We start from the raw sequence: 21,352 nt of genomic DNA, 5'->3' as shown, positions 1-21,352 counted from the left end.
TACCGCGGGTCTCCACCCCGGCGTACTGCGGGCGGAGTAGGGCCGGGATAAGGAAATGGACCCAGGGCTTACGGATCGGCCGTCCGGGATGGCTCAGGGTGGGAGGGTCTGCCGCTCACAGATTGAGAGACCCTGACCCATGTCCTGGCTGTCGAGATTCAGCCTCCGGCAACGGGCCCTGATCGGCCTGATGTCACTCGTCGCGCTCGTCTTCGGGCTGATTGCGATACCCCAGATCAAGCAGCAGCTGCTGCCCACCATCAACCTGCCCATGGTCTCGGTGATCGCGCCGTACCAGGGTGCCTCGCCCGACGTGGTCGAGAAGCAGGTCGTCGAGCCGATCGAGAACAACCTCCAGGGTGTGAACGGCGTCAAGGGCGTCACCTCCACCGCCAGTGAGGGCAACGCCGTGATCATGGCGTCCTTCGACTACGGCAACGACACCAAGCAGATCGTCTCCGACGTCCAGCAGGCCGTGAACCGGGCCCGCAACCAGCTCCCGGACGACGTGGACCCGCAGGTCGTCTCCGGCTCCACCGACGACATGCCGACCGTGGTCCTCGCGGCCACCTCCGGCCAGGACCAGCAGGCGCTCGCGGACCAGCTGGACAAGACGGTCGTACCGACGCTGAAGGACATCGACGGCGTCGGCCGCGTCCAGGTCACCGGTGTCCGCGACCTCCAGGTCACGGTCACCCCGGACGACGCGAAGCTCGCGCGGGCCGGCCTCACCTCCGCCGCGCTCGGCCAGGCCCTGCAGGCGGGCGGCGCGACCGTCCCGGCCGGCTCCTTCGACGAGAACGGCGCGAACCGCACCGTCCAGGTCGGCGGCGGCTTCACCTCGCGGGGGCAGATCCAGGACCTGATGGTCACCGGCGCGGGCGGCGGCAAGCCCGTACGCCTCGGCGACGTGGCCACCGTCAAGGAGCAGCCGGCCCCGGCCGACTCCCTCACCCGCACCGACGGCCGGCCCAGCCTCGCCGTCAACGTGACGATGGACCACGACGGCAGCGCGGTCACCATCTCGAACGCGGTCAAGGACAAGCTGCCCGACCTGCGCGAGCAGCTCGGCTCCGGCGCGAAGCTCACCGTCGTCAGCGACCAGGGCCCGGCCGTCTCGAAGTCCATCAAGGGCCTGACCACGGAGGGCGCGCTCGGCCTGCTCTTCGCGGTCCTGGTCATCCTGGTCTTCCTCGCGTCGATCCGCTCGACGCTGGTCACGGCCGTCTCCATCCCGCTGTCGGTGGTCCTCGCCCTCATCGTGCTGTGGACGCGCGGCCTGTCCCTGAACATGCTCACGCTCGGCGCGCTGACCATCGCCATCGGCCGGGTCGTCGACGACTCGATCGTGGTGCTGGAGAACATCAAGCGGCACCTCGGCTACGGCGAGGAGCGCAGGGACGCGATCCTGAACGCCGTGCGCGAGGTGGCCGGCGCGGTCACCTCCTCCACCCTCACCACGGTCGCCGTGTTCCTGCCGATCGGCCTGGTCGGCGGCATGGTGGGCGCACTGTTCGGCTCGTTCAGCATCACGGTCACGGCGGCCCTGCTGGCCTCCCTGCTGGTGTCCCTGACGGTCGTCCCGGTCCTGTCGTACTGGTTCCTGCGCGCCCCGAAGGGCACCCCCGAGGACGCGGCGGAGGCCCGCCGCCGGGCCGAGGAGAAGGAGGCGAGCAGCCGCCTCCAGCGCGCCTACGTCCCCGTCCTGCGCTTCGCCACGCGCCGCCGCCTGACCAGCGTGCTCATCGCGATCGTGGTCCTCGTCGTCACGTTCGGCATGGGTGGCCTGCTCAAGACGAACTTCTTCGACCAGGGCGAGCAGGAGGTCCTCACGGTCAAGCAGGAGCTGAAGCCGGGTACGAGCCTCGCCGCCACGGACGCGCAGGCCAAGCGGGTCGAGAAGCTGCTCGCCTCCACCGAGGGCGTCAAGGACTACCAGGTCACCGTCGGCTCCTCCGGCTTCATGGCGGCCTTCGGCGGCGGCACGGACACCAACCAGGCGTCGTACCAGGTGATGCTGAAGGACTCGAAGTCGTACGACGAGGTGCAGCGGCACCTGGAGGACGGCCTGAAGAAGCTCAGGGGCATCGGTACGACCACCGTGTCGGCCGGTGACGGCTTCGGCAACCAGAACCTGAGCGTGGTGGTCAAGGCCTCCGACCCGCAGGCGCTGCGTACGGCGGCGGAGCAGGTCCGCTCCACGGTCGCGGGCCTCGACGGCGTCACGGACGTCACCAGTGACCTGTCCACCAGCGTGCCCCGGATCTCGGTCAGGGCCAATGCCAAGGCGGCCGCGGCCGGTTTCGACGACCAGAAGCTCGGCGCGGCGGTCGCCCAGGCGGTGCGCGGCACGACGGCGGCGAAGGCGGTCCTCGACGACACCGAGCGCGATGTCGTGGTGAGGTCGGCGAAGCCCGCGACCACCCTGGCCCAGCTGAAGAACCTGCGCCTCGGCCCGGTGAAGCTCGGTGACGTCGCCACGGTGAAGCTGGTGGACGGCCCGGTCTCCCTGACCCGGATCGACGGCCGGCGCGCCGCCACCGTCACGGCCAGGCCGACCGGTGACAACACCGGCGCGATCAGCACCAAGCTCCAGTCGAAGATCAAGGCGCTGAAGTTGCCGGCGGGCGCGAAGGCGGAGATCGGGGGTGTGACCTCGGACCAGAACGACGCGTTCAAGAACCTGGGCCTGGCCATGCTGGCGGCGATCGCGATCGTCTTCATGCTGCTGGTGGCGACCTTCCGCTCGCTGGCCCAGCCGCTGATCCTGCTGGTCTCCATCCCGTTCGCCGCGACCGGTGCGATCGGCCTGCTGGTCGCCACCGGCACCCCCATGGGCGTCCCGGCGATGATCGGCATGCTGATGCTGATCGGCATCGTGGTGACCAACGCGATCGTCCTGATCGACCTGATCAACCAGTACCGGAGGCAGGGCTACGGCGTCGTGGAGGCGGTGATCGAGGGCGGCCGGCACCGGCTGCGCCCGATCCTGATGACGGCCCTGGCGACGATCTTCGCCCTGCTCCCGATGGCCCTGGGCGTCACCGGCGAGGGCGGCTTCATCGCCCAGCCGCTGGCCGTGGTCGTGATCGGCGGTCTGATCTCGTCCACGCTGCTCACCCTGCTCCTCGTCCCGACGCTCTACGCCATGCTCGAACTCCGCAAGGAGCGGCGGGCGAAGAAGCGGGCGGCGAAGCGTCAGGCCCCGCAGACGGAGGTGCTGGAACCGGCCGGCGTATAGCCGCCGAACAGGTCCGGCCCGCACGAGCGTGCGGGCCGGACCTGTTCGAGGACGTCAGAGGAGATCTGTGGTCTCCAACTCGAAACCGAAGGGTTCTGGGAGGGCGAGCCGTTTGCCGAACTGGACACTGAGGACCCGACGGTAGTCCTCGTCCCTGGGCTCGCCGAGCAGCGTGACCGAAGAGGCGTCCCGGTCCACGAGCAGGTACAGGGGGATGCCTGCGCGGGCGTAACAGCGGCGTTTGACTTCACGGTCCCTGCGGGGCTTTGTGGAGGTCACTTCCAGGACCATGGAGACGCCCTCGGAGGGCATCCACGGGTCTGCGTCGCGGTAGAGGTCCAGGTGGGCGGGCGCGAAGGTGCCGTCCGGGATCACGTGGTCCCGCGGGCAGCCACCTCCCTTGCCCAGTTTGAGGCCCTTGTTGCCCGAGAAATCCATGTCGATCTGGGACCGCCGGACGACTTGTTTCATCAGCCGGGCGATGTAGTGCTCGTGATCCCCGTCCGGCGGCGGTGTCACAACGATCTCCCCCTCGATCAGCTCGGCCCGGAAACCCTCCGGAGTCTCCAGGGCGAGGAAGCCCTCCAGCAGGACCTCTTCCTGCGTGAGCGGCTCATGGGCCATGGCAGTCATGTCACGCCCCTCCTTCGGTCGCTCGCCAGACTGGGACATCCGAAGATCACCTGTCCAAGAGATCGGGAACCGTTCCCCCGATCGTGGCACGAAAGGGGCGCCCCCCGACAGCGGGAAGCGCCCCTGACCCACGTACAGCCGAAGACCCCTACGGCAGCGCCAGCATCCGCTCCAGCGCCAGCTTCGCGAACGCCTCCGTCTCCTTGTCGACCTCGATCCGGTTGACCAGGTTGCCCTCGGCCAGGGACTCCAGGGCCCAGACCAGGTGGGGCAGGTCGATGCGGTTCATGGTCGAGCAGAAGCAGACCGTCTTGTCCAGGAAGACGATCTCCTTGCCCTCGGGCGCGAAGCGGTTCGCCAGGCGGCGGACCAGGTTCAGCTCGGTGCCGATGGCCCACTTGGAGCCGGCGGGGGCGGCCTCCAGGGCCTTGATGATGTACTCCGTCGAGCCGACGTAGTCCGCCGCGGCCACGACCTCGTGCTTGCACTCGGGGTGCACCAGGACGTTCACGCCCGGGATGCGCTCGCGCACGTCGTTCACCGAGTCGAGGCTGAAGCGGCCGTGGACCGAGCAGTGGCCGCGCCACAGGATCATCTTGGCGGCGCGCAGCTCGTCCGCCGTCAGACCGCCGTTCGGCTTGTGCGGGTTGTAGACCACGCAGTCGTCCAGGGACATGCCCATGTCGCGGACGGCGGTGTTGCGGCCGAGGTGCTGGTCGGGCAGGAACAGCACCTTCTCGCCCTGCTCGAAGGCCCAGTCGAGCGCGCGCTTGGCGTTCGACGAGGTGCAGATCGTGCCGCCGTGCTTGCCGGTGAACGCCTTGATGTCGGCCGAGGAGTTCATGTACGAGACGGGGACGACCTGCTCGGCGATCCCGGCCTCGGTCAGCACGTCCCAGCACTCGGCCACCTGCTCGGCTGTCGCCATGTCGGCCATCGAGCAGCCGGCGGCGAGGTCGGGCAGGACGACCTTCTGGTCGTCGGAGGTGAGGATGTCCGCGGACTCGGCCATGAAGTGCACGCCGCAGAAGACGATGTACTCGGCCTCCGGGCGCGCGGCCGCGTCCCGGGCCAGCTTGAAGGAGTCACCCGTGACGTCGGCGAACTGGATGACCTCGTCGCGCTGGTAGTGGTGACCGAGCACGAAGACCTTGTCGCCGAGCTTCTCCTTGGCCGCGCGGGCGCGCTCGACCAGGTCGGGGTCGGACGGCGAGGGCAGGTCACCGGGGCACTCGACGCCCCGCTCGCTCTTCGGGTCGGCCTCACGGCCGAGCAGCAGCAGGGCGAGCGGAGTCGGCTGCACGTCGAGCTCCGGGGTCTGGGCGGTGGTCACGACACGCACCCTTTCTACTTTTCGTCTAACTGACGCTATCTATCATAACCGGTTCACGTCAGTTTGACGATGGCCATAGCGTCGATGTGACGTGAATCCCGCTCGGGTCCCTCCACAGGCCGCTGTCGACGCCGGGGCGCATGTGCGAGCATGAAGACGGAAGCAAAAAGGCGACAACGTGACTGCCCGGCCCGGAATGAATCCGCCGAAGCGCCGGTTGCACTCGTCGGCAAGCAGTCTCCGTACAACCCGGGAGAGATGTAGATGTCCGTATCGGACGAGACCACCACCGTCACCGACGGCATCATCCTGACCGACGCCGCCGCGGCCAAGGTCAAGGCCCTGCTCGACCAGGAAGGGCGCGACGACCTCGCGCTGCGTGTCGCCGTCCAGCCCGGCGGCTGCTCCGGCCTGCGCTACCAGCTCTTCTTCGACGAGCGCTCGCTCGACGGCGACGTGGTGAAGGACTTCGGCGGGGTCAAGGTCGTCACGGACCGCATGAGCGCTCCGTACCTGGGCGGCGCCACCGTCGACTTCGTGGACACGATCGAGAAGCAGGGCTTCACGATCGACAACCCGAACGCCACCGGCTCCTGCGCCTGCGGCGACTCCTTCAGCTGAGCCGACGGATCCCGTCCGACGGTATGAGAAAGGCGGCGGCCCCCACGGGGGTCGCCGCCTTCGTCGTACGCCGGGAGGCTATCGGGCCTGGGCCCGCGGTGACGCGTCCGGCCGCAGCGCGCCCGGCTTGCCCCGCGGCACACGGTCGCCGTCGGCACCGACCACCGTCCGCCCGTCCAGCGGCGCGGCCAGCCGTACGGTCTTCACGTACTCCTTGGCGATCAGCACGCACACCTTGCCCGGCCAGGCGTGCTCGGTGACGCTCACGGTCACCCGCTCGCCGCTCTCCTTCGCCGCCACTGTGTAGTCAGCGCACACCCCGCCGTAGAAGCTCACGGTCAGGTCGCGGCCCTCGGCCGTGTAACCGGTGACCTTCACGGTGTGCGGAGCCGGCGTGGTGCTCGGCCCGCCGGAAGGAGTCCTCGCCGACGCCACGTACCGGGGATCGACCGCCGGGTACGCCACCGTCGAGGCGCCTTGGCCCACCGGTCCCCGTACCTCGAACAGCCAGGACGGCACCAGTGTCTGCCGCCCGGCGACGGAGCGCGCGGCCAGCCCGAACACCGCCTTCTGCACGGTCACCGTGTCCCGCCCCGCGTCCGCCCCCTGCTCCGGCGTCCCCGTGGACGCGCCGCACGGCTGCTCCAGCCGGTCCTTCAGCGGCACCGGACCGGCACAGCCGCCGATACCCATCCGGTGGTCGCCCTTCGGTGCCGTGTTCATCAGCTTCAGCGTCCTCGCGGCGCTGAGCATGGGGTACGAGTCGCCCTTCGCGGTCGTCCCGAGCAACCCGTGCCCGCCGACCACCTCACCCTGCCGGTCCACGGTCAGGCCGGTGGTCCAGCCGTACGTCGGCAGCCCGCCGACCACCGGGTCGGCGTCGACCACCCGCTCGGCGCCCATGACCTGGCTCGCGTCGATCCTCGCCCCGCCCAGCCCGGCCGCCTTCAGCACCGGTGCGGCGGCCTCGGTCGCCTTCCGCACGCTCACCGGGGCGCCGGTGGGGCCCATCGGGTCGTGCGCGCACAGGACGCCCTTCCGGCAGTCGTCGGTGCCCGGTGCGTACCGGCTGTAGGTCCAGCTGCCCGGCGCGTCCCGGTTCACCGTCAGGCTCGGCCCGGAGCCGTCCTTGCCGCCGACCCGCCAGATCCGCCCCTGCGTCACCGGCGTGCCGTCGACGCCCAGCGCCTTGGCCAGCCGGGCCACCGCATCCCGGCCGACCTCGCCCTTCGGTGCGTACACCGGCGCCGAACCCGGGCCGGCCGGCAGCTCGCCCCGGGCGGCGTACGTGGCGCCGTACGGATCGGGCTCGCCCGGAGCGATGCCGCCCGTGCCGCTCCAGCTGTCCAGGGCGAGCGGCGGGGGAGTGGCTCCGGAACCGGCCGTACCGGGCGCGCCCGTACGACCGCCCGCGTCACCGCTCGCCGCGAGATAGGCGCCACCGCCGCCGACCAGCAGCACCGCGGCGGCGACGGAGACCACGGCGAGACGCGACCGCCGCCGGCCGGCCGGCCCACCCTCCACAACCCCCTGGCTCCCGGCGCTCCCGGCGGTGTCGCTGTGCTCGGAGCCCTCGGGGTGCTCGCGGTCCTCGGGTCGCTCGGTGTTCACCGCATCGCTCCTCGCTGGTCGTATCGCGCATCCCCCGCGTGGGGGACGGCGATGGGACGCGGGAGGGGAGCGTGCGGTTCCCTGCGAATGCGCCCGCGCGTCAGTCGCCGTAGTCCGACATCGCCTCCAGCAGCCGCGCGTACCGCGGCGGCACCGTCACGCCGTGGATCAGCGACAACGGCACCGGCCGGGACTCGGCGTGCTCGGGCGCCGACCAGCGCGGAGCCATCAGGGCGCAGTCGTCCCGCAGCGTGGCGAGGTCGCTGTCCACGTCGTCCGGACCCATGGAACGGAACTCGGGGTTCGTCATAGTCGCACCGTAGGCCTGCTCGGGCCCGCGGAGAAAGAGCTACTATCGGGTAGTTTCGCCAGCTACAGCGCCGACGACCGAACCGGTAGCGTGAACTGTCAACCCCGCCTTCCGCAGGAGATTCCCCGTCGTGCGCATCGCAGTCACCGGCTCCATCGCCACCGACCACCTCATGACCTTCCCCGGCCGTTTCGCCGACCAGTTCGTCGCGGACCAGCTGCACACGGTTTCGCTCTCCTTCCTGGTCGACAACCTGGACGTCCGGCGCGGCGGCGTCGGCGCCAACATCGCCTTCGGCATGGGCCAGCTCGGCACGCATCCGATCCTGGTCGGCGCGGCCGGCTTCGACTTCGACGAGTACCGGTCCTGGCTCGACCGGCACGGCGTGGACACCGAGTCGGTCCGGATCTCCGAGACCCTGCACACCGCACGCTTCGTGTGCACCACCGACGCCGACCACAACCAGATCGGCTCGTTCTACACCGGCGCGATGAGCGAGGCCCGCCTCATCGAGCTGAAGACCGTCTCCGACCGCGTCGGCGGCCTCGACCTGGTCCTCATCGGCGCCGACGACCCCGAGGCGATGCTCCGCCACACGGAGGAGTGCCGCACCCGCGCGATCCCGTTCGCGGCCGACTTCTCCCAGCAGATCGCCCGGATGGACGGCGACGAGATCCGGGTGCTGCTGGACGGGGCGACGTACCTGTTCTCCAACGAGTACGAGAAGGGCCTCATCGAGTCCAAGACCGGCTGGAGCGACGCCGAGATCCTCGCCAAGGTCGGCCACCGCGTCACCACGCTCGGCTCGCGCGGGGTGCGCATCGAGCGGGTCGGCGAGGACCCGATCGAGGTCGGCTGCCCCGAGGAGGAGCGCAAGGCCGACCCCACGGGTGTCGGCGACGCCTTCCGCGCGGGCTTCCTGTCGGGACTGGCGTGGGGCGTCTCGCTGGAGCGGGCGGCCCAGGTGGGCTGCATGCTCGCCACGCTGGTCATCGAGACGGTCGGCACGCAGGAGTACCGCCTGCGCCGGGCGCACTTCATGGAGCGGTTCGTGAAGGCGTACGGGGACGACGCCGGGGAGGAAGTGCGGGGCCACCTCCGCTGAGACCGGCGCCCGGCCACCCGTCCGCCCGGGCAGCGCCCCTCACGGGGTGCTGCCCCGCGGCCCGCTCTCAGGAGACCCTGCGGACCACGTACGCCGTGCCCCGCTCCGCCGGCTCCTCCCCCACGTACTCCTGCCCGCGCATCTCGCACCACGCCGGGATGTCCAGCCGGGCCGCCTCGTCGTCGGACAGGACCCGTACGGTCCCTCCGACCGGCACCTGACCGAACACCTTGGCCAGTTCGATGACCGGGACCGGGCAGCGCTTGCCGAGCGAGTCGACGACCAGTTCCTCGGCCCGTACGGCCGTCTCGGGCGCAGGGGCGCCCAGTTTCTCCCGGACCCCCGCCACCGACTCCGGCAGCACCGCCAGGAACCGTTCGACGTCCTCCTCGGCCGCCCCCATCGGCAGGGACACCCGTACGTTCCCCTCGCTCAGCACGCCCATCGCCTTCAGCACATGGCTGGGCGTCAGCGTGCTGCTCGTGCAGGACGAACCGGAGGAGACCGAGAAGTCCTCCCGGTCCAGCTCGTGCAACAGGGCCTCGCCGTCGACGTAGAGGCAGGAGAAGGTGACGATCCCGGGCAGCCGCCGCTCGGCGTCCCCGACGACCTCCACATCCGGCACCAGGTCCGGTACCCGCGTCCGGATCCGCTCCGTCAGCTCCCGCAGCCGTACCGCCTCCTGGGCCGCCTCGGCCCGCACCGCGCGCAGCGAGGCCACCGCCGCCACGATCGCCGGGATGTTCTCGAACCCGGGCGCCCGCCCCGACTCCCGCTCGTCCACGGGCCCTTGGGCGGCGAACCGCACCCCCTTGCGCACGACGAGCAGCCCGACCCCGGACGGCCCGCCCCACTTGTGCGCGCTGCCCGTCAGCAGCGACCACGGGCCCTCCACCGGCCCCCACCCCAGTGACTGTGCCGCGTCCACCAGCAGCGGCACCCCGGCGGCCCGGCACACCTCGGCGACCTCGGCGACCGGCTGCACGGTCCCCACCTCGTGGTTGGCCGACTGCAGGACGGCGAGCGCGGTGTCCTCGCGCAGCGCTGCCGCGTACCCCGACGGATCCACGGCACCGGCCCGGTCCACCGGCACACGGGTCACCGTCCCTCCGTCCGCCTCGAACACCTCCGCCGAATGGAGTACGGAGGAGTGTTCGACCGCGGACACGATCAGGTGGCGTCCCACCCGCCGCCTTCCGGCCAACGCCCCCCCGACACCCGTGTGTACGGCCCGCGTACCGGACGACGTGAACACCACCTCGTCCGCCCGGCAGCCGACGGCCTCAGCAGCCGCCTCCCGCGCCGCGTCCAGCAGCATCCGGGCCTTGCGTCCCTCCCGGTACAGCCGTGCCGGATCGGCCCATCCCTCATTCAAAGAGGCCAACCACGCCTGACGGGCCACGGGATGGAGGGGAGCGGCGGAAGCAGCATCGAAGTAGGCCATACGGCAACGCTAAACCGCCGGTCCGGGCAGCGTCCCGAAGGGGCGCGGGGCGTCGGTATCAGCGGCTCCGCCGCGGGGTGCGACCAGCCACAACGGACCCGCAGCCGCCAATTCAGCGAACCACTCGAGTCAGTAGGCACCCCTCCCCGCGAACCCCCGGAGAGCGTCGGCTAGGGTTTGGTCCGCATAAACATCCAAACCCCTGCCCGACGCAGGGCGGCGACCGACCAGCGAGAAGGCCGCAGCCGACCGCGCGGGCGAGACTCTCGGGAAGGCGCTACGTGAGTCCCAACGGCTCCGACCGCTCGCCGCGGCGCCCGATGCGGCGGAAGCTGCTGCAGGCACTGACCGCGGGCCTGGTCCTGGCGACCGCAACCGGTTGCACATACAAGGACTTCCCCCGCCTTGGCATGCCCACCCCGACCACGGAAGAGGCTCCGCGGATCCTCTCCCTGTGGCAGGGCTCCTGGGCTGCCGCGCTCGCCGTCGGCGTGCTGGTGTGGGGCCTGATCCTGTGGAGCGCCATGTTCCACCGGCGCAGCCGCACCAAGGTCGAGGTACCTCCGCAGACCCGGTACAACATGCCGATCGAGGCCCTGTACACGGTGGTCCCGATCATCATCATCTCGGTGCTCTTCTACTTCACGGCCCGGGACGAGTCGAAGCTGCTCAGCCTCACCGACAAGAAGCCGGACGTCACGGTCAACGTGGTCGGCTTCCAGTGGAGCTGGGGCTTCAACTACGTCGAGAACGTCCCCGGTGTCTCCGGCGACGCCAAGACCGACAAGAACCTGGACGCCATCCCGGACCGGTTCAAGAAGGACTTCCCGGCGAACGCCGGCGGTGTCTACGACGTCGGTACCCCCGGCACGCGGAACCCGCAGACGAACAACCCCGGTCCGACCCTCTGGCTCCCCAAGGGCGAGACGGTCCGCTTCGTCCTGACCTCCCGTGACGTCATCCACTCCTTCTGGGTGGTGCCGTTCCTGATGAAGATGGACGTCATCCCGGGCCACACCAATGCCTTCCAGGTGACCCCCAACAGGGAGGGCACCTTCCTCGGCAAGTGCGCCGAGCTCTGCGGTGTCGACCACTCACGGATGCTGTTCAACGTGAAGGTCGTGTCCCCGGCGGCGTACCAGAAGCACCTCCAGGACCTCGCCAAGAAGGGGCAGACCGGTTACGTTCCCGCCGGCATCGCGCAGACGAGCCACGAGAAGAACCGGGAGACGAACAACCTGTGAGCATCCTCAACGAACCCCAGGGTGCCGCGGCAGCTGAAGGCTCGTACGCGGACGAGATCCCGGTCAGGCGGAAGCAACCCGGCAATGTCGTGGTGAAGTGGCTGACGACCACCGACCACAAGACAATCGGAACGATGTACCTCGCTACGTCGTTCGCGTTCTTCCTGATCGGCGGCGTGATGGCGCTGCTCATGCGCGCCGAGCTGGCCCGGCCGGGCCTGCAGATCATGTCGAACGAGCAGTTCAACCAGGCGTTCACGATGCACGGCACCGTGATGCTGCTGATGTTCGCGACGCCGCTGTTCGCCGGTTTCGCGAACTGGATCATGCCGCTGCAGATCGGCGCGCCCGACGTGGCGTTCCCGCGGCTGAACATGTTCGCCTACTGGCTGTACCTGTTCGGCTCGCTCATCGCGGTGGGCGGCTTCCTCACTCCGCAGGGTGCGGCCGACTTCGGCTGGTTCGCCTACTCCCCGCTGTCGGACGCGGTCCGCAGCCCGGGCGTCGGCGCCGACATGTGGATCATGGGTCTGGCCTTCTCCGGCTTCGGCACCATCCTCGGCTCGGTCAACTTCATCACCACGATCATCTGCATGCGCGCACCGGGCATGACCATGTTCCGCATGCCGATCTTCGTGTGGAACGTGCTGCTGACCGGTGTCCTGGTCCTGCTGGCCTTCCCCGTCCTCGCGGCCGCGCTGTTCGCCCTGGAGGTGGACCGCAAGTTCGGCGCCCACGTCTTCGACGCCGCGAACGGCGGCGCACTACTGTGGCAACACCTCTTCTGGTTCTTCGGCCATCCAGAGGTGTACATCATCGCGCTACCGTTCTTCGGGATCATCTCCGAAGTGATCCCGGTGTTCTCCCGCAAGCCGATGTTCGGCTACATGGGCCTGATCGCCGCGACCATCGGTATCGCCGGTCTGTCCGTGACCGTGTGGGCCCACCACATGTACGTCACCGGTGGTGTGCTGCTGCCGTTCTTCTCCTTCATGACGTTCCTGATCGCCGTACCGACCGGTGTGAAGTTCTTCAACTGGATCGGCACGATGTGGAAGGGCAGTCTCTCCTTCGAGACACCGATGCTCTGGGCGACCGGCTTCCTGATCACCTTCACGTTCGGTGGTCTGACCGGTGTCATCCTGGCCTCGCCGCCGATGGACTTCCACGTCTCCGACTCGTACTTCGTGGTGGCCCACTTCCACTACGTGGTCTTCGGCACGGTCGTGTTCGCGATGTTCTCCGGGTTCCACTTCTGGTGGCCGAAGTGGACCGGCAAGATGCTCGACGAGCGCCTCGGCAAGATCACCTTCTGGACGCTGTTCATCGGCTTCCACGGCACCTTCCTGGTCCAGCACTGGCTGGGCGCGGAGGGCATGCCGCGGCGGTACGCCGACTACCTGGCGGCCGACGGCTTCACCACCCTGAACACGATCTCCACCATCAGCTCCTTCCTGCTCGGCCTGTCGATCCTGCCGTTCCTCTACAACGTGTGGAAGACGGCCAAGTACGGCAAGCCGGTCGGCGTGGACGACCCGTGGGGCTACGGCCGCTCCCTGGAGTGGGCGACGTCCTGCCCGCCCCCGCGCCACAACTTCGTCACCCTGCCGCGGATCCGCAGCGAATCCCCGGCGTTCGACCTGCACCACCCTGAGATCGCCGCGCTCGAGCAGCTCGAGCACGCCGGTCACGGCACCGCCGTCGCGGGCAGCAAGGAGGCCGGCAAGTGAAGATCCAGGGTCGGATGTTCATCTGGCTGAGCGTCTTCATCCTGATCATGGCCATCGTGTATGGCGTGTGGTCGAAGGAGCCGGCCGGTACCACCGCACTGTTCCTGGCCTTCGGCCTGAGCGTCATGATCGGCTTCTACCTGGGCTTCACCGCCCGGCGGGTCGACGCGGGCGCCCAGGACGACAAGGAGGCCGACGTCGCGGACGACGCGGGTGAGCTGGGCTTCTTCAGCCCGCACAGCTGGCAGCCGCTCATGCTGGGCTTCGGCGGTGCGATCGCCTTCCTCAGCATCGCGGTCGGCTGGTGGCTGATCTACTTCTCCGCCCCGTTCATCGTGATCGGCCTGTTCGGCTGGGTGTTCGAGTACTACCACGGTGAGAACCGCACCCAGTAGCACGGGAACACGACCCGGGAGCCCGGATCCTCCACCAGGAGGGCCCGGGCTCCCGGCTTTTCCCCGGCGTGTCGTTCATACGCCGTAGTGTCGTTCGCTCGTACGGGCTACCTGGCGCGCCAATGGGCTCAGCGCCTCATAGCGTGATCGTATGAACCACACTCCGCGGACCCGCACCGTCGTCAGCTGCATCGTGCTGGTGACCGCCCTCGGAGCGGGCGTCACCGCCTGCGGTTCGGACGGCAATCCCCTGGCGGACAGGCCGTACGACGCGGCGGACGTGATCACCTTCAACGGCGACATCGGTGAGGGAAAGCCGGTGGACCCGGACAAGCCCCTGGAGATCACGGCCGATGGCGACGACCGCATCACCGACGTCACCGCCCAGGACTCCGCAGGGCGCTATGTGCCGGGCGAACTCGCCGCCGACGGCAGTCGGTGGCACAGCACCGCTCCACTGGCCGCCAACGCCCACTACACGGTCACGGTGAGCACCGAGGACGACAACGGCGCGCCCGGCCGCAAGGTCCTCGCGTTCGACACCAGCAAACCCGCCAGCAGGAAGCGGCTGACCGTCACCTTCGGGCCGCACACCGGCACGTACGGCGTCGGACAGCCCATCACCGCCCAACTCGACCAGGAAGTCAAGGACAAGGCGCAGCGTGCCATCGTGGAGCGCGCCCTGCGGGTGGACTCCACGCCGGCCGTGCAGGGCTCCTGGTACTGGGTGAGCAGCAAGGAACTCCACTACCGGCCCCAGGAGTACTGGCCCGCCCACACCACCATCACGGTGCACAGCAACCTGGAGGGCATCAGGATCAGCGACCGCCTGTGGGGCGGCCCGTCCAAACCGGTGAAGATCACCACCGGTGACCGGATCGAGGCCGTCACGGACGCGGCGGCACACCAGCTGACGTACTACCAGGACGGCAAGGCGGTCAAGCGGATCCCCGTCACCACGGGCAGGCCCGGCTACGACACCCGCAACGGCGTCAAAGTCGTCCTGGAGAAGGCCTACGTCGTACGCATGCGCGGCAGCACGATCGGCATCGCCGCGGGCAGCTCCGACTCCTACGACCTGTCGGTCTACTACGCCGCCCGGGTGACCTGGTCCGGCGAGTACGTCCACGCCGCGCCCTGGTCCGTGGGCTCACAGGGCTACGCGAACGTCAGCCACGGCTGCACCGGCATGAGTACGGCGAACGCCCAGTGGTTCTTCAACAACATCCACCCGGGCGACATCGTCAAGGTCGTCAACTCCAGGGGCCACGCGATGGAGGACTTCGGCAACGGCTTCGGCGACTGGAACGTCGACTGGAACAAGTGGGGCCAGGGCAGCGCCCTGACCAAGGCCAGGACGGACGGCCCGTCGCAGGCGGACACGGTACGCCTGCAGCCGGCGGCGCTGTAACGGCCCGAAGGGGCGCGTGGCTGTGTCCGGCACGCCGCTACCGACGCGTGGGCGCCAGGTGGGACCACCGGTCCGCACCCGCGCACGCTCCAGGCGCCCCTGCCCGCTACGCGCTCAGCAACTTCTTCCGGCGGAGCAGGGAGGCCAGCGCCGAGGCGAACTCCACGGGATCCACCGGCAGGGTGACCGCGGCGTCGGCCCGGCTCCACGTGGCCAGCCACGCGTCCTGCGGCCGCCCCATCAGCAGCAGCACCGGCGGGCAGTTGAAGACCTCGTCCTTGATCTGGCGGCACACCCCCATGCCCCCCATCGGCACGGCCTCGCCGTCCAGCACGCACACATCGATACCGCCCTTGTCCAGCTCGCGCAGCACCGCGCCGGGAGTCGCACACTCCACGAACTCGACATAGGGGACGTCGGGAGCGGGCCTGCGGCCGGAGGCCAGCCGTACCTGCTCGCGGGTGTTGGAGTCGTCGCTGTAGACCAGCACCGTGGCGGTCGGCTGCATTGTTCCTCCGGGACGTCAGCGTCGTACGGACGGGACGGACAGGGCCGTTCGGGGCGGAGCTTACTCCCGTGGCAGTCCCCATGAACACCACGTCAACACCGGTTCGGCGGGGGGCAACACTCCGAACGGCACCCCCCGGAGTGAGGGCGGGATAAGCGACCGACATAATGTCGGTCGTGGCGACAGCAACGACAGTAGAAACCGGGCACGCGCACCCGTCGGTCAATCGGCCGAACCTCACCAGCGTCGGAACCATCATCTGGCTGAGTTCCGAGCTGATGTTCTTCGCGGCCCTCTTCGCGATGTACTTCACCCTGCGATCGGTGACGGGTCCGGCGCACTGGAAGCACATGGCCGACGCGCTCAATGTGCCCTTCTCCGCGACGAACACCACGATCCTGGTGCTCTCCTCGCTCACCTGCCAGCTCGGCGTCTTCGCGGCCGAGCGCGGCGACGTGAAGAAGCTCAGAGGGTGGTTCATCCTCACCTTCATCATGGGCGCGATCTTCATCGGCGGTCAGATCTACGAGTACACGAGCCTGGTGAAGGAGGACGGCATCTCGCTGTCCTCCGACCCGTACGGCTCGGTGTTCTACCTGACCACCGGCTTCCACGGCCTGCACGTGACGGGCGGTCTCATCGCCTTCCTGCTGGTCCTCGGCCGCACCTACATGGCCAAGAGGTTCACCCATGAGCAGGCGACCGCCGCCATCGTCGTGTCCTACTACTGGCACTTCGTCGATGTGGTCTGGATCGGCCTCTTCGCCACGATCTACCTGATCAAGTAGCGGGACCGGCTCCCGCACATCCAGAAGCACCGACGCAGAAGATCCTGACACCGGGGTAATCCGTGAAAAAGCTCTCCGCACGACGACGCCATCCGCTGGCGGCGGTCGTCGTCCTACTCCTCGCGCTGGCGGCCACTGGGGGGCTGTACGCCGCGTTCGCACCCGCGGGCAAGGCGCAGGCCGATGATTCCGCCCAGTCCCTGACCATCAAGGAGGGCAAGAAGCTCTACGAGGTCGGCTGCGCCAGCTGCCACGGCACCGGTGGCCAGGGCTCCTCCGACGGGCCGAGCCTGGTCGGCGTGGGCGCCGCGGCCGTCGACTTCCAGGTCGGCACCGGCCGCATGCCGGCCGCCACCTCGCAGGGCGCCCAGGTCCCGAGCAAGAAGGTCGTCTACACGCAGGCGCAGATCGACCAGCTCGCCGCGTACATCGCCTCGCTGGGCGCCGGCCCGAACGTGCCCACCAAGGACCAGTACGGTCCGGACGGCGCGGACATCGCCAAGGGCGGCGAGCTGTTCCGCACCAACTGCGCCCAGTGCCACAACTTCACCGGCAAGGGTGGTGCCCTGACCAAGGGCAAGTACGCGCCCACGCTGGAGGGTGTCGCCCCGAGGCACATCTACGAGGCCATGCAGACCGGCCCGCAGAACATGCCGTCCTTCCCCGACACCACGCTGTCCTCGAAGAACAAGAAGGACATCATCGCGTACCTGCACGCGGTCGACAGCAGCGAGACGACGAACCCCGGCGGTCTGGAACTGGGCGGCCTCGGGCCGGTCAGTGAGGGTCTGTTCGCCTGGATCTTCGGTCTCGGCGCGCTGATCGCCGTCGCCGTCTGGGTCGCCGCTCGGACCGCAAAGGCCAAGAAGTCATGAGTAGCCAAGACATTCCAGAAGAGAACCTGCCCGCAGAGCAGGACCACGCCCCCGGCGCGGTAACGGTCGCGGACGAGGAGAACCCGTTCGCGGACCCGGGGCTGCCGCCTCACGAGCATCGGATCCAGGACATCGACGAGCGGGCCGCCAGGCGGTCCGAGCGCGCGGTCGCCCTGCTGTTCACGGTGTCGATGCTGGCCACCCTCGGCTTCATCGCCTCGTACGTGACGATCCCGCGCGACAAGAACATCTTCGTCTTCCCGATCGGTCACCTCAGCGCGCTGAACTTCGCGCTGGGCCTGACCCTCGGTACGGCGCTGTTCTGCATCGGCGCGGGCGCGGTCCACTGGGCCCGCACCCTGATGTCCGACGTGGAGGTCGCCGACGACCGGCACGCCATCGCGGCCCCGGAGGACGTCCGTGCGAAGGTCCACGCGGACTTCCGCCAGGGCGCCAAGGAGTCCGCGCTCGGCCGCCGCAAGCTGCTGCGCAACACGATGTTCGGCGCGCTGGCCCTGTTCCCGCTCTCCGGCGTCATGCTGCTGCGCGACCTCGGCCCGCTGCCCGGCACCTCGCTGCGTCACACGCTGTGGGCCAAGGGCAAGCGCCTGGTCAACATGAACACCAACCAGCCGCTGCGTCCCGAGGACGTCGCCGTCGGCTCCCTCACCTTCGCCAAGCCCGACGGCCTGGAGGAGACCGACGAGGAGTTCCAGGACGAGATGGCCAAGGCGGCCCTGATGATCGTCCGGCTGCAGCCGGACAACATCAGGGACAAGCGCGAGCTCGACTGGTCGCACGAGGGCATCGTCGCGTTCTCCAAGATCTGCACCCACGTCGGCTGCCCGATCTCGCTGTACGAGCAGCAGACGCACCACGTGCTGTGCCCGTGCCACCAGTCCACCTTCGACCTCTCCGACGGTGCCCGAGTGATCTTCGGCCCCGCCGGCCACGCCCTGCCGCAGCTGCGCATCGGTGTGGACAGTGAGGGTTACCTCCAGGCGCTCGGCGACTTCGAGGAGCCCGTCGGTCCTGCATTCTGGGAGCGCGGATGAGTACTGCAGCGAACGAGACGCCCCGCTCTCGCGGGAAGGCACCGGCCGGCGAGCGCGTCGCCGACTGGGCCGACGGACGGCTCGGGATCTACTCCCTGGCCAAGTCCAACATGCGCAAGATCTTCCCCGACCACTGGTCGTTCATGTTGGGCGAAGTGTGCATGTACAGCTTCATCATCATCATCCTGACGGGTGTCTATCTGACGCTGTTCTTCCACCCGTCGATGAACGAGGTGCAGTACCACGGCAGCTACGTCCCGCTGCAGGGACAGCTGATGTCCGAGGCGTTCAACTCGACCCTGCACATCTCCTTCGACGTGCGCGGTGGTCTGCTCGTCCGGCAGATCCACCACTGGGCCGCGCTGATCTTCCTCGCCGGCATGTTCGTGCACATGATGCGCGTGTTCTTCACCGGCGCGTTCCGCAAGCCGCGTGAGATCAACTGGCTGTTCGGCTTCCTGCTGTTCGTCCTCGGCATGTTCACCGGCTTCACCGGTTACTCGCTCCCGGACGACCTGCTCTCCGGCACCGGTGTCCGCTTCACCGAGGGCGCGATCCTGTCGACGCCGATCGTCGGCACGTACATCTCGATGTTCCTCTTCGGCGGGCAGTTCCCCGGCCACGACTTCGTCGCCCGGTTCTACTCGATCCACATCCTGCTGCTGCCGGGCATCATGCTCGGCCTGATGGTGGCGCACCTGATCCTGGTCTTCTACCACAAGCACACGCAGTTCGCGGGTCCCGGAAAGACCGAGAAGAACGTCGTCGGCATGCCGCTGCTGCCGGTGTACATGGCCAAGGCCGGAGGCTTCTTCTTCCTGGTCTTCGGTGTCATCGCGGCCATCGCGGCGGTCGCCCAGATCAACCCGATCTGGGCCATGGGCCCCTACCGTCCGGACCAGGTGTCCACCGGCGCCCAGCCCGACTGGTACATGGGCTTCGCCGAGGGTCTGATCCGCTTCATGCCGGGCTGGGAGATCAACTTCTGGGGTCACACGCTGGTCCTCGGCGTGTTCATCCCGCTGGTGCTCTTCGGTGTGGTCCTGGCGGCGATGGCGCTCTACCCGTTCATCGAGTCCTGGATCACCGGCGACAAGCGCGAGCACCACATCCTGGACCGCCCGCGCAACGCCCCGACGCGTACCGGTCTGGGTGTCGCCTGGGTCACGATGTACATGATCACGCTGGTCGGCGGTGGCAACGACCTGTGGGCCACCCACTTCCACCTGTCGATCAACGCCGTGACCTGGTTCGTCCGGATCGGGTTCTTCGTCGGCCCGGTCGTCGCGTTCCTCGTCACCAAGCGGATCTGCCTGGGTCTGCAGCGCCGCGACCGCGAGAAGGTGCTGCACGGTCGCGAGACCGGCATCATCAAGCGGCTGCCGCACGGTGAGTTCATCGAGGTGCACGAGCCGCTCAGCCAGGAGCAGCTGCACACCCTCACGGCCCACCACCAGTACGCGCCGGCCGAGATCGGCCCGACGGTCGACGAGAACGGTGTCGAGCGCAAGGTGGGAGCCGGCGAGAAGCTCCGGGCGAAGCTGTCCAACGCCTACTACGGCGAGGACAACCAGATCCCGAAGCCGACCGTCGAGGAGTACAAGGAGATCACGAGCGGCCACGGCCACCACTGATCCCAGCGTCGCCACGCCACGCTGAAGGGCCCCGTCCGGGTTACGGACGGGGCCCTTCGCCGTGCCCGGGGCTCGATAGGGTGGGATCAACCACTGATTTCGTGTGTACGACACCCAGGAGCGGCATATGAGCGCTGTGACCCCCGCTGGAGGCGACACCGCGGCGGGCCGCTCCTGGCCCGCCCTGCTGAACGGCCTGCTTGAGGGCCAGGACCTGTCCGCCGACGACACCGCGTGGGCGATGGACCTGATCATGCGCGGCGAGGCCACCGACGCCCAGATCGCCGGGTTCATGGTGGCGCTGCGGGCCAAGGGCGAGACCGTCGAGGAGATCACCGGGCTCGTCCGCACGATGTACGAGCACGCCAACGTGATCGAGGTGCCCGGTCCCGCCGTCGACATCGTCGGCACCGGCGGCGACGGCGCCAAGACGGTGAACATCTCCACGATGGCGTCGATCGTCGTCGCGGGCACCGGCGCCAAGGTCGTCAAGCACGGCAACCGCGCCGCGTCCTCCGCCTCCGGCTCCTCCGACGTCCTGGAGAAGCTCGGGATCAATCTCAACCTGACCCCGCAGCGGGTCGCCGAGGTCGCCGAAGAGGCCGGCATCACCATCTGCTTCGCGGTGAAGTTCCACCCGTCCCTGCGCCATGTCGCCCCGGCCCGTGGCCAGTTGGGCATCCGGACCACGTTCAACGTGCTGGGCCCGCTGACCAACCCGGCCCGTGTGCGTGCCCAGGCCGTCGGCGTGGCCGACCCCCGGATGGCGCCGATCGTGGCCGGCGTCCTCGCCGAGCGGGGCAACTCCGCGCTGGTCTTCCGCGGCGACGACGGCCTGGACGAGCTGACGACGACGGCCACCTCCCGGGTGTGGGTGGTCCGTGACGGCAAGGTCAGGGAGGAGAGCTTCGACCCGCGGGACGTCGGCATCGACCTCGTCCCGGTGGAGGCCCTGCGCGGCGCCGACGCCGCGTACAACGCGGAGGTGGCCCGGCGCGTGCTGGACGGCGAGCAGGGCGCGGTGCGCGACGCGGTGCTGCTGAACGCGGCGGCGGCCGTGGTGGCCCTGCAGCCGACGGACGCCTCGCTCGCCGACCAGCTGCGGGCCGGCATGGCCAGGGCCGCCGAGTCCGTCGACTCGGGCGCCGCGAAGCGGACGCTGGAGAACTGGGTGGCGGCGAGCAATCGCTGACACCGGCAGCATGTGACGCAATGCGCAGTCCGCATGGCGGACTGCGCCTTGCGCGTCGAAGATCGTGTGGCAGGATACGAACCAGGTCATGAGTGACAGCCATTCGGCCCCGGCCGGCTGTCCGGCAACCCTCCGTCCGTGGCGGGGTGCCCCGGGTGAAGACCAGGTCGTGGGCAGCGAGGTCCACGGCAAGCGCGGACCCCTCACGAGTCCAGGGGTCCT

18 protein-coding genes and 1 riboswitch are annotated in these 21,352 nt (G+C 69.1%); of the genes, 12 read left to right on the top strand and 6 right to left on the bottom strand.

Going from position 1 to position 21,352, the window contains the following annotated elements; genetic code table 11:
• Positions 1-139 precede the first annotated feature (139 nt).
• Positions 140-3,241: an efflux RND transporter permease subunit gene (locus AB0D93_RS05090; RefSeq protein WP_362113111.1), complete on the top strand. Its 3,102-nt coding sequence runs from the start codon at positions 140-142 to the stop codon at positions 3,239-3,241.
• A 54-nt stretch (positions 3,242-3,295) separates the two neighbouring features.
• Here AB0D93_RS05090 and AB0D93_RS05085 read toward each other — a convergent pair whose 3' ends face one another.
• Positions 3,296-3,874: a Uma2 family endonuclease gene (locus AB0D93_RS05085; RefSeq protein ID WP_362113108.1), complete on the bottom strand. Its 579-nt coding sequence runs from the start codon at positions 3,872-3,874 to the stop codon at positions 3,296-3,298.
• Between the two features lie 148 nt (positions 3,875-4,022).
• Entirely contained in the window at positions 4,023-5,207 is a 1,185-nt protein-coding gene (gene nadA, locus AB0D93_RS05080) for a quinolinate synthase NadA (protein ID WP_356162440.1), read from the bottom strand.
• A gap of 264 nt (positions 5,208-5,471) precedes the next feature.
• On the opposite strand from nadA, the gene AB0D93_RS05075 reads away from it, so the two are divergent.
• The gene (locus AB0D93_RS05075; RefSeq protein WP_030340884.1) at positions 5,472-5,828 is read left to right on the top strand and encodes an iron-sulfur cluster assembly accessory protein; all 357 of its coding nucleotides are present in this window, start codon (positions 5,472-5,474) and stop codon (positions 5,826-5,828) included.
• Between the two features lie 78 nt (positions 5,829-5,906).
• Here the strand turns inward: AB0D93_RS05075 and AB0D93_RS05070 are convergent, their stop codons facing one another.
• Complete coding sequence (locus AB0D93_RS05070) at positions 5,907-7,439, bottom strand: hypothetical protein (RefSeq protein WP_362113104.1); 1,533 nt, start codon at positions 7,437-7,439, stop codon at positions 5,907-5,909.
• A 100-nt stretch (positions 7,440-7,539) separates the two neighbouring features.
• A complete protein-coding gene (locus AB0D93_RS05065; protein WP_362113101.1) occupies positions 7,540-7,749 on the bottom strand; it encodes a hypothetical protein in 210 nt (69 codons plus the stop codon).
• A 130-nt stretch (positions 7,750-7,879) separates the two neighbouring features.
• On the opposite strand from AB0D93_RS05065, the gene AB0D93_RS05060 reads away from it, so the two are divergent.
• Positions 7,880-8,854 (top strand): carbohydrate kinase family protein, encoded by a 975-nt coding sequence (locus AB0D93_RS05060; RefSeq protein WP_362113098.1) that lies wholly within the window; start codon positions 7,880-7,882, stop codon positions 8,852-8,854.
• Between the two features lie 67 nt (positions 8,855-8,921).
• Here the strand turns inward: AB0D93_RS05060 and AB0D93_RS05055 are convergent, their stop codons facing one another.
• Positions 8,922-10,298 (bottom strand): aminotransferase class V-fold PLP-dependent enzyme, encoded by a 1,377-nt coding sequence (locus AB0D93_RS05055; RefSeq protein ID WP_362113095.1) that lies wholly within the window; start codon positions 10,296-10,298, stop codon positions 8,922-8,924.
• Positions 10,299-10,579: 281 nt separating this feature from the next.
• Between AB0D93_RS05055 and coxB the strand changes: the two genes are divergently transcribed.
• The 4 genes from coxB to AB0D93_RS05035 all read left to right on the top strand — a co-directional run bounded on the left by coxB (position 10,580) and on the right by AB0D93_RS05035 (position 15,078).
• Positions 10,580-11,542, top strand: coding sequence for a cytochrome c oxidase subunit II (gene coxB / locus AB0D93_RS05050; protein ID WP_362113092.1), 963 nt, complete (start codon positions 10,580-10,582; stop codon positions 11,540-11,542).
• Positions 11,539-13,272, top strand: coding sequence for a cytochrome c oxidase subunit I (ctaD, locus tag AB0D93_RS05045; RefSeq protein WP_362113089.1), 1,734 nt, complete (start codon positions 11,539-11,541; stop codon positions 13,270-13,272). The genes coxB and ctaD overlap by 4 nt, the downstream gene beginning before the upstream one ends.
• The gene (locus tag AB0D93_RS05040) at positions 13,269-13,667 is read left to right on the top strand and encodes a cytochrome c oxidase subunit 4 (RefSeq protein ID WP_031166647.1); all 399 of its coding nucleotides are present in this window, start codon (positions 13,269-13,271) and stop codon (positions 13,665-13,667) included. Before ctaD ends, AB0D93_RS05040 begins: the two co-directional genes overlap by 4 nt.
• A gap of 151 nt (positions 13,668-13,818) precedes the next feature.
• Positions 13,819-15,078 carry an Ig-like domain-containing protein gene (locus AB0D93_RS05035; RefSeq protein ID WP_362113085.1) on the top strand — a complete coding sequence of 420 codons (1,260 nt, stop codon included), beginning with the start codon at positions 13,819-13,821 and terminating at the stop codon, positions 15,076-15,078.
• A 106-nt stretch (positions 15,079-15,184) separates the two neighbouring features.
• On the opposite strand, the gene AB0D93_RS05030 is transcribed toward AB0D93_RS05035, so the two are convergent.
• Positions 15,185-15,586, bottom strand: coding sequence for a hypothetical protein (locus AB0D93_RS05030; protein WP_362113082.1), 402 nt, complete (start codon positions 15,584-15,586; stop codon positions 15,185-15,187).
• 167 nt (positions 15,587-15,753) lie between these two features.
• Here AB0D93_RS05030 and AB0D93_RS05025 point away from each other — a divergent pair, with 167 nt between their 5' ends.
• From AB0D93_RS05025 to trpD, 5 genes are all read left to right on the top strand, one after another.
• The gene (locus AB0D93_RS05025; RefSeq protein WP_362113079.1) at positions 15,754-16,374 is read left to right on the top strand and encodes a heme-copper oxidase subunit III; all 621 of its coding nucleotides are present in this window, start codon (positions 15,754-15,756) and stop codon (positions 16,372-16,374) included.
• A 62-nt stretch (positions 16,375-16,436) separates the two neighbouring features.
• Entirely contained in the window at positions 16,437-17,249 is an 813-nt protein-coding gene (locus AB0D93_RS05020) for a c-type cytochrome (RefSeq protein ID WP_362113076.1), read from the top strand.
• A complete protein-coding gene (locus AB0D93_RS05015) occupies positions 17,246-18,304 on the top strand; it encodes a Rieske 2Fe-2S domain-containing protein (RefSeq protein WP_362113073.1) in 1,059 nt (352 codons plus the stop codon). Before AB0D93_RS05020 ends, AB0D93_RS05015 begins: the two co-directional genes overlap by 4 nt.
• On the top strand, positions 18,301-19,938 hold the full coding sequence (locus AB0D93_RS05010; protein WP_362113070.1) for a cytochrome bc complex cytochrome b subunit: 1,638 nt from the start codon (positions 18,301-18,303) through the stop codon (positions 19,936-19,938). Before AB0D93_RS05015 ends, AB0D93_RS05010 begins: the two co-directional genes overlap by 4 nt.
• A 127-nt stretch (positions 19,939-20,065) precedes the next feature.
• Positions 20,066-21,130, top strand: coding sequence for an anthranilate phosphoribosyltransferase (gene trpD / locus AB0D93_RS05005; RefSeq protein WP_362113067.1), 1,065 nt, complete (start codon positions 20,066-20,068; stop codon positions 21,128-21,130).
• Between the two features lie 84 nt (positions 21,131-21,214).
• A riboswitch (SAM riboswitch) is annotated at positions 21,215-21,331 on the top strand.
• Positions 21,332-21,352: the final 21 nt, after the last annotated feature.

The sequence above is a fragment of the Streptomyces sp. NPDC048191 genome (genome assembly GCF_040652655.1).
Taxonomy (GTDB): domain Bacteria; phylum Actinomycetota; class Actinomycetes; order Streptomycetales; family Streptomycetaceae; genus Streptomyces.
Note: the sequence above shows the minus strand (reverse complement) of the source record. Positions and strands in the feature narration are given on the sequence as shown.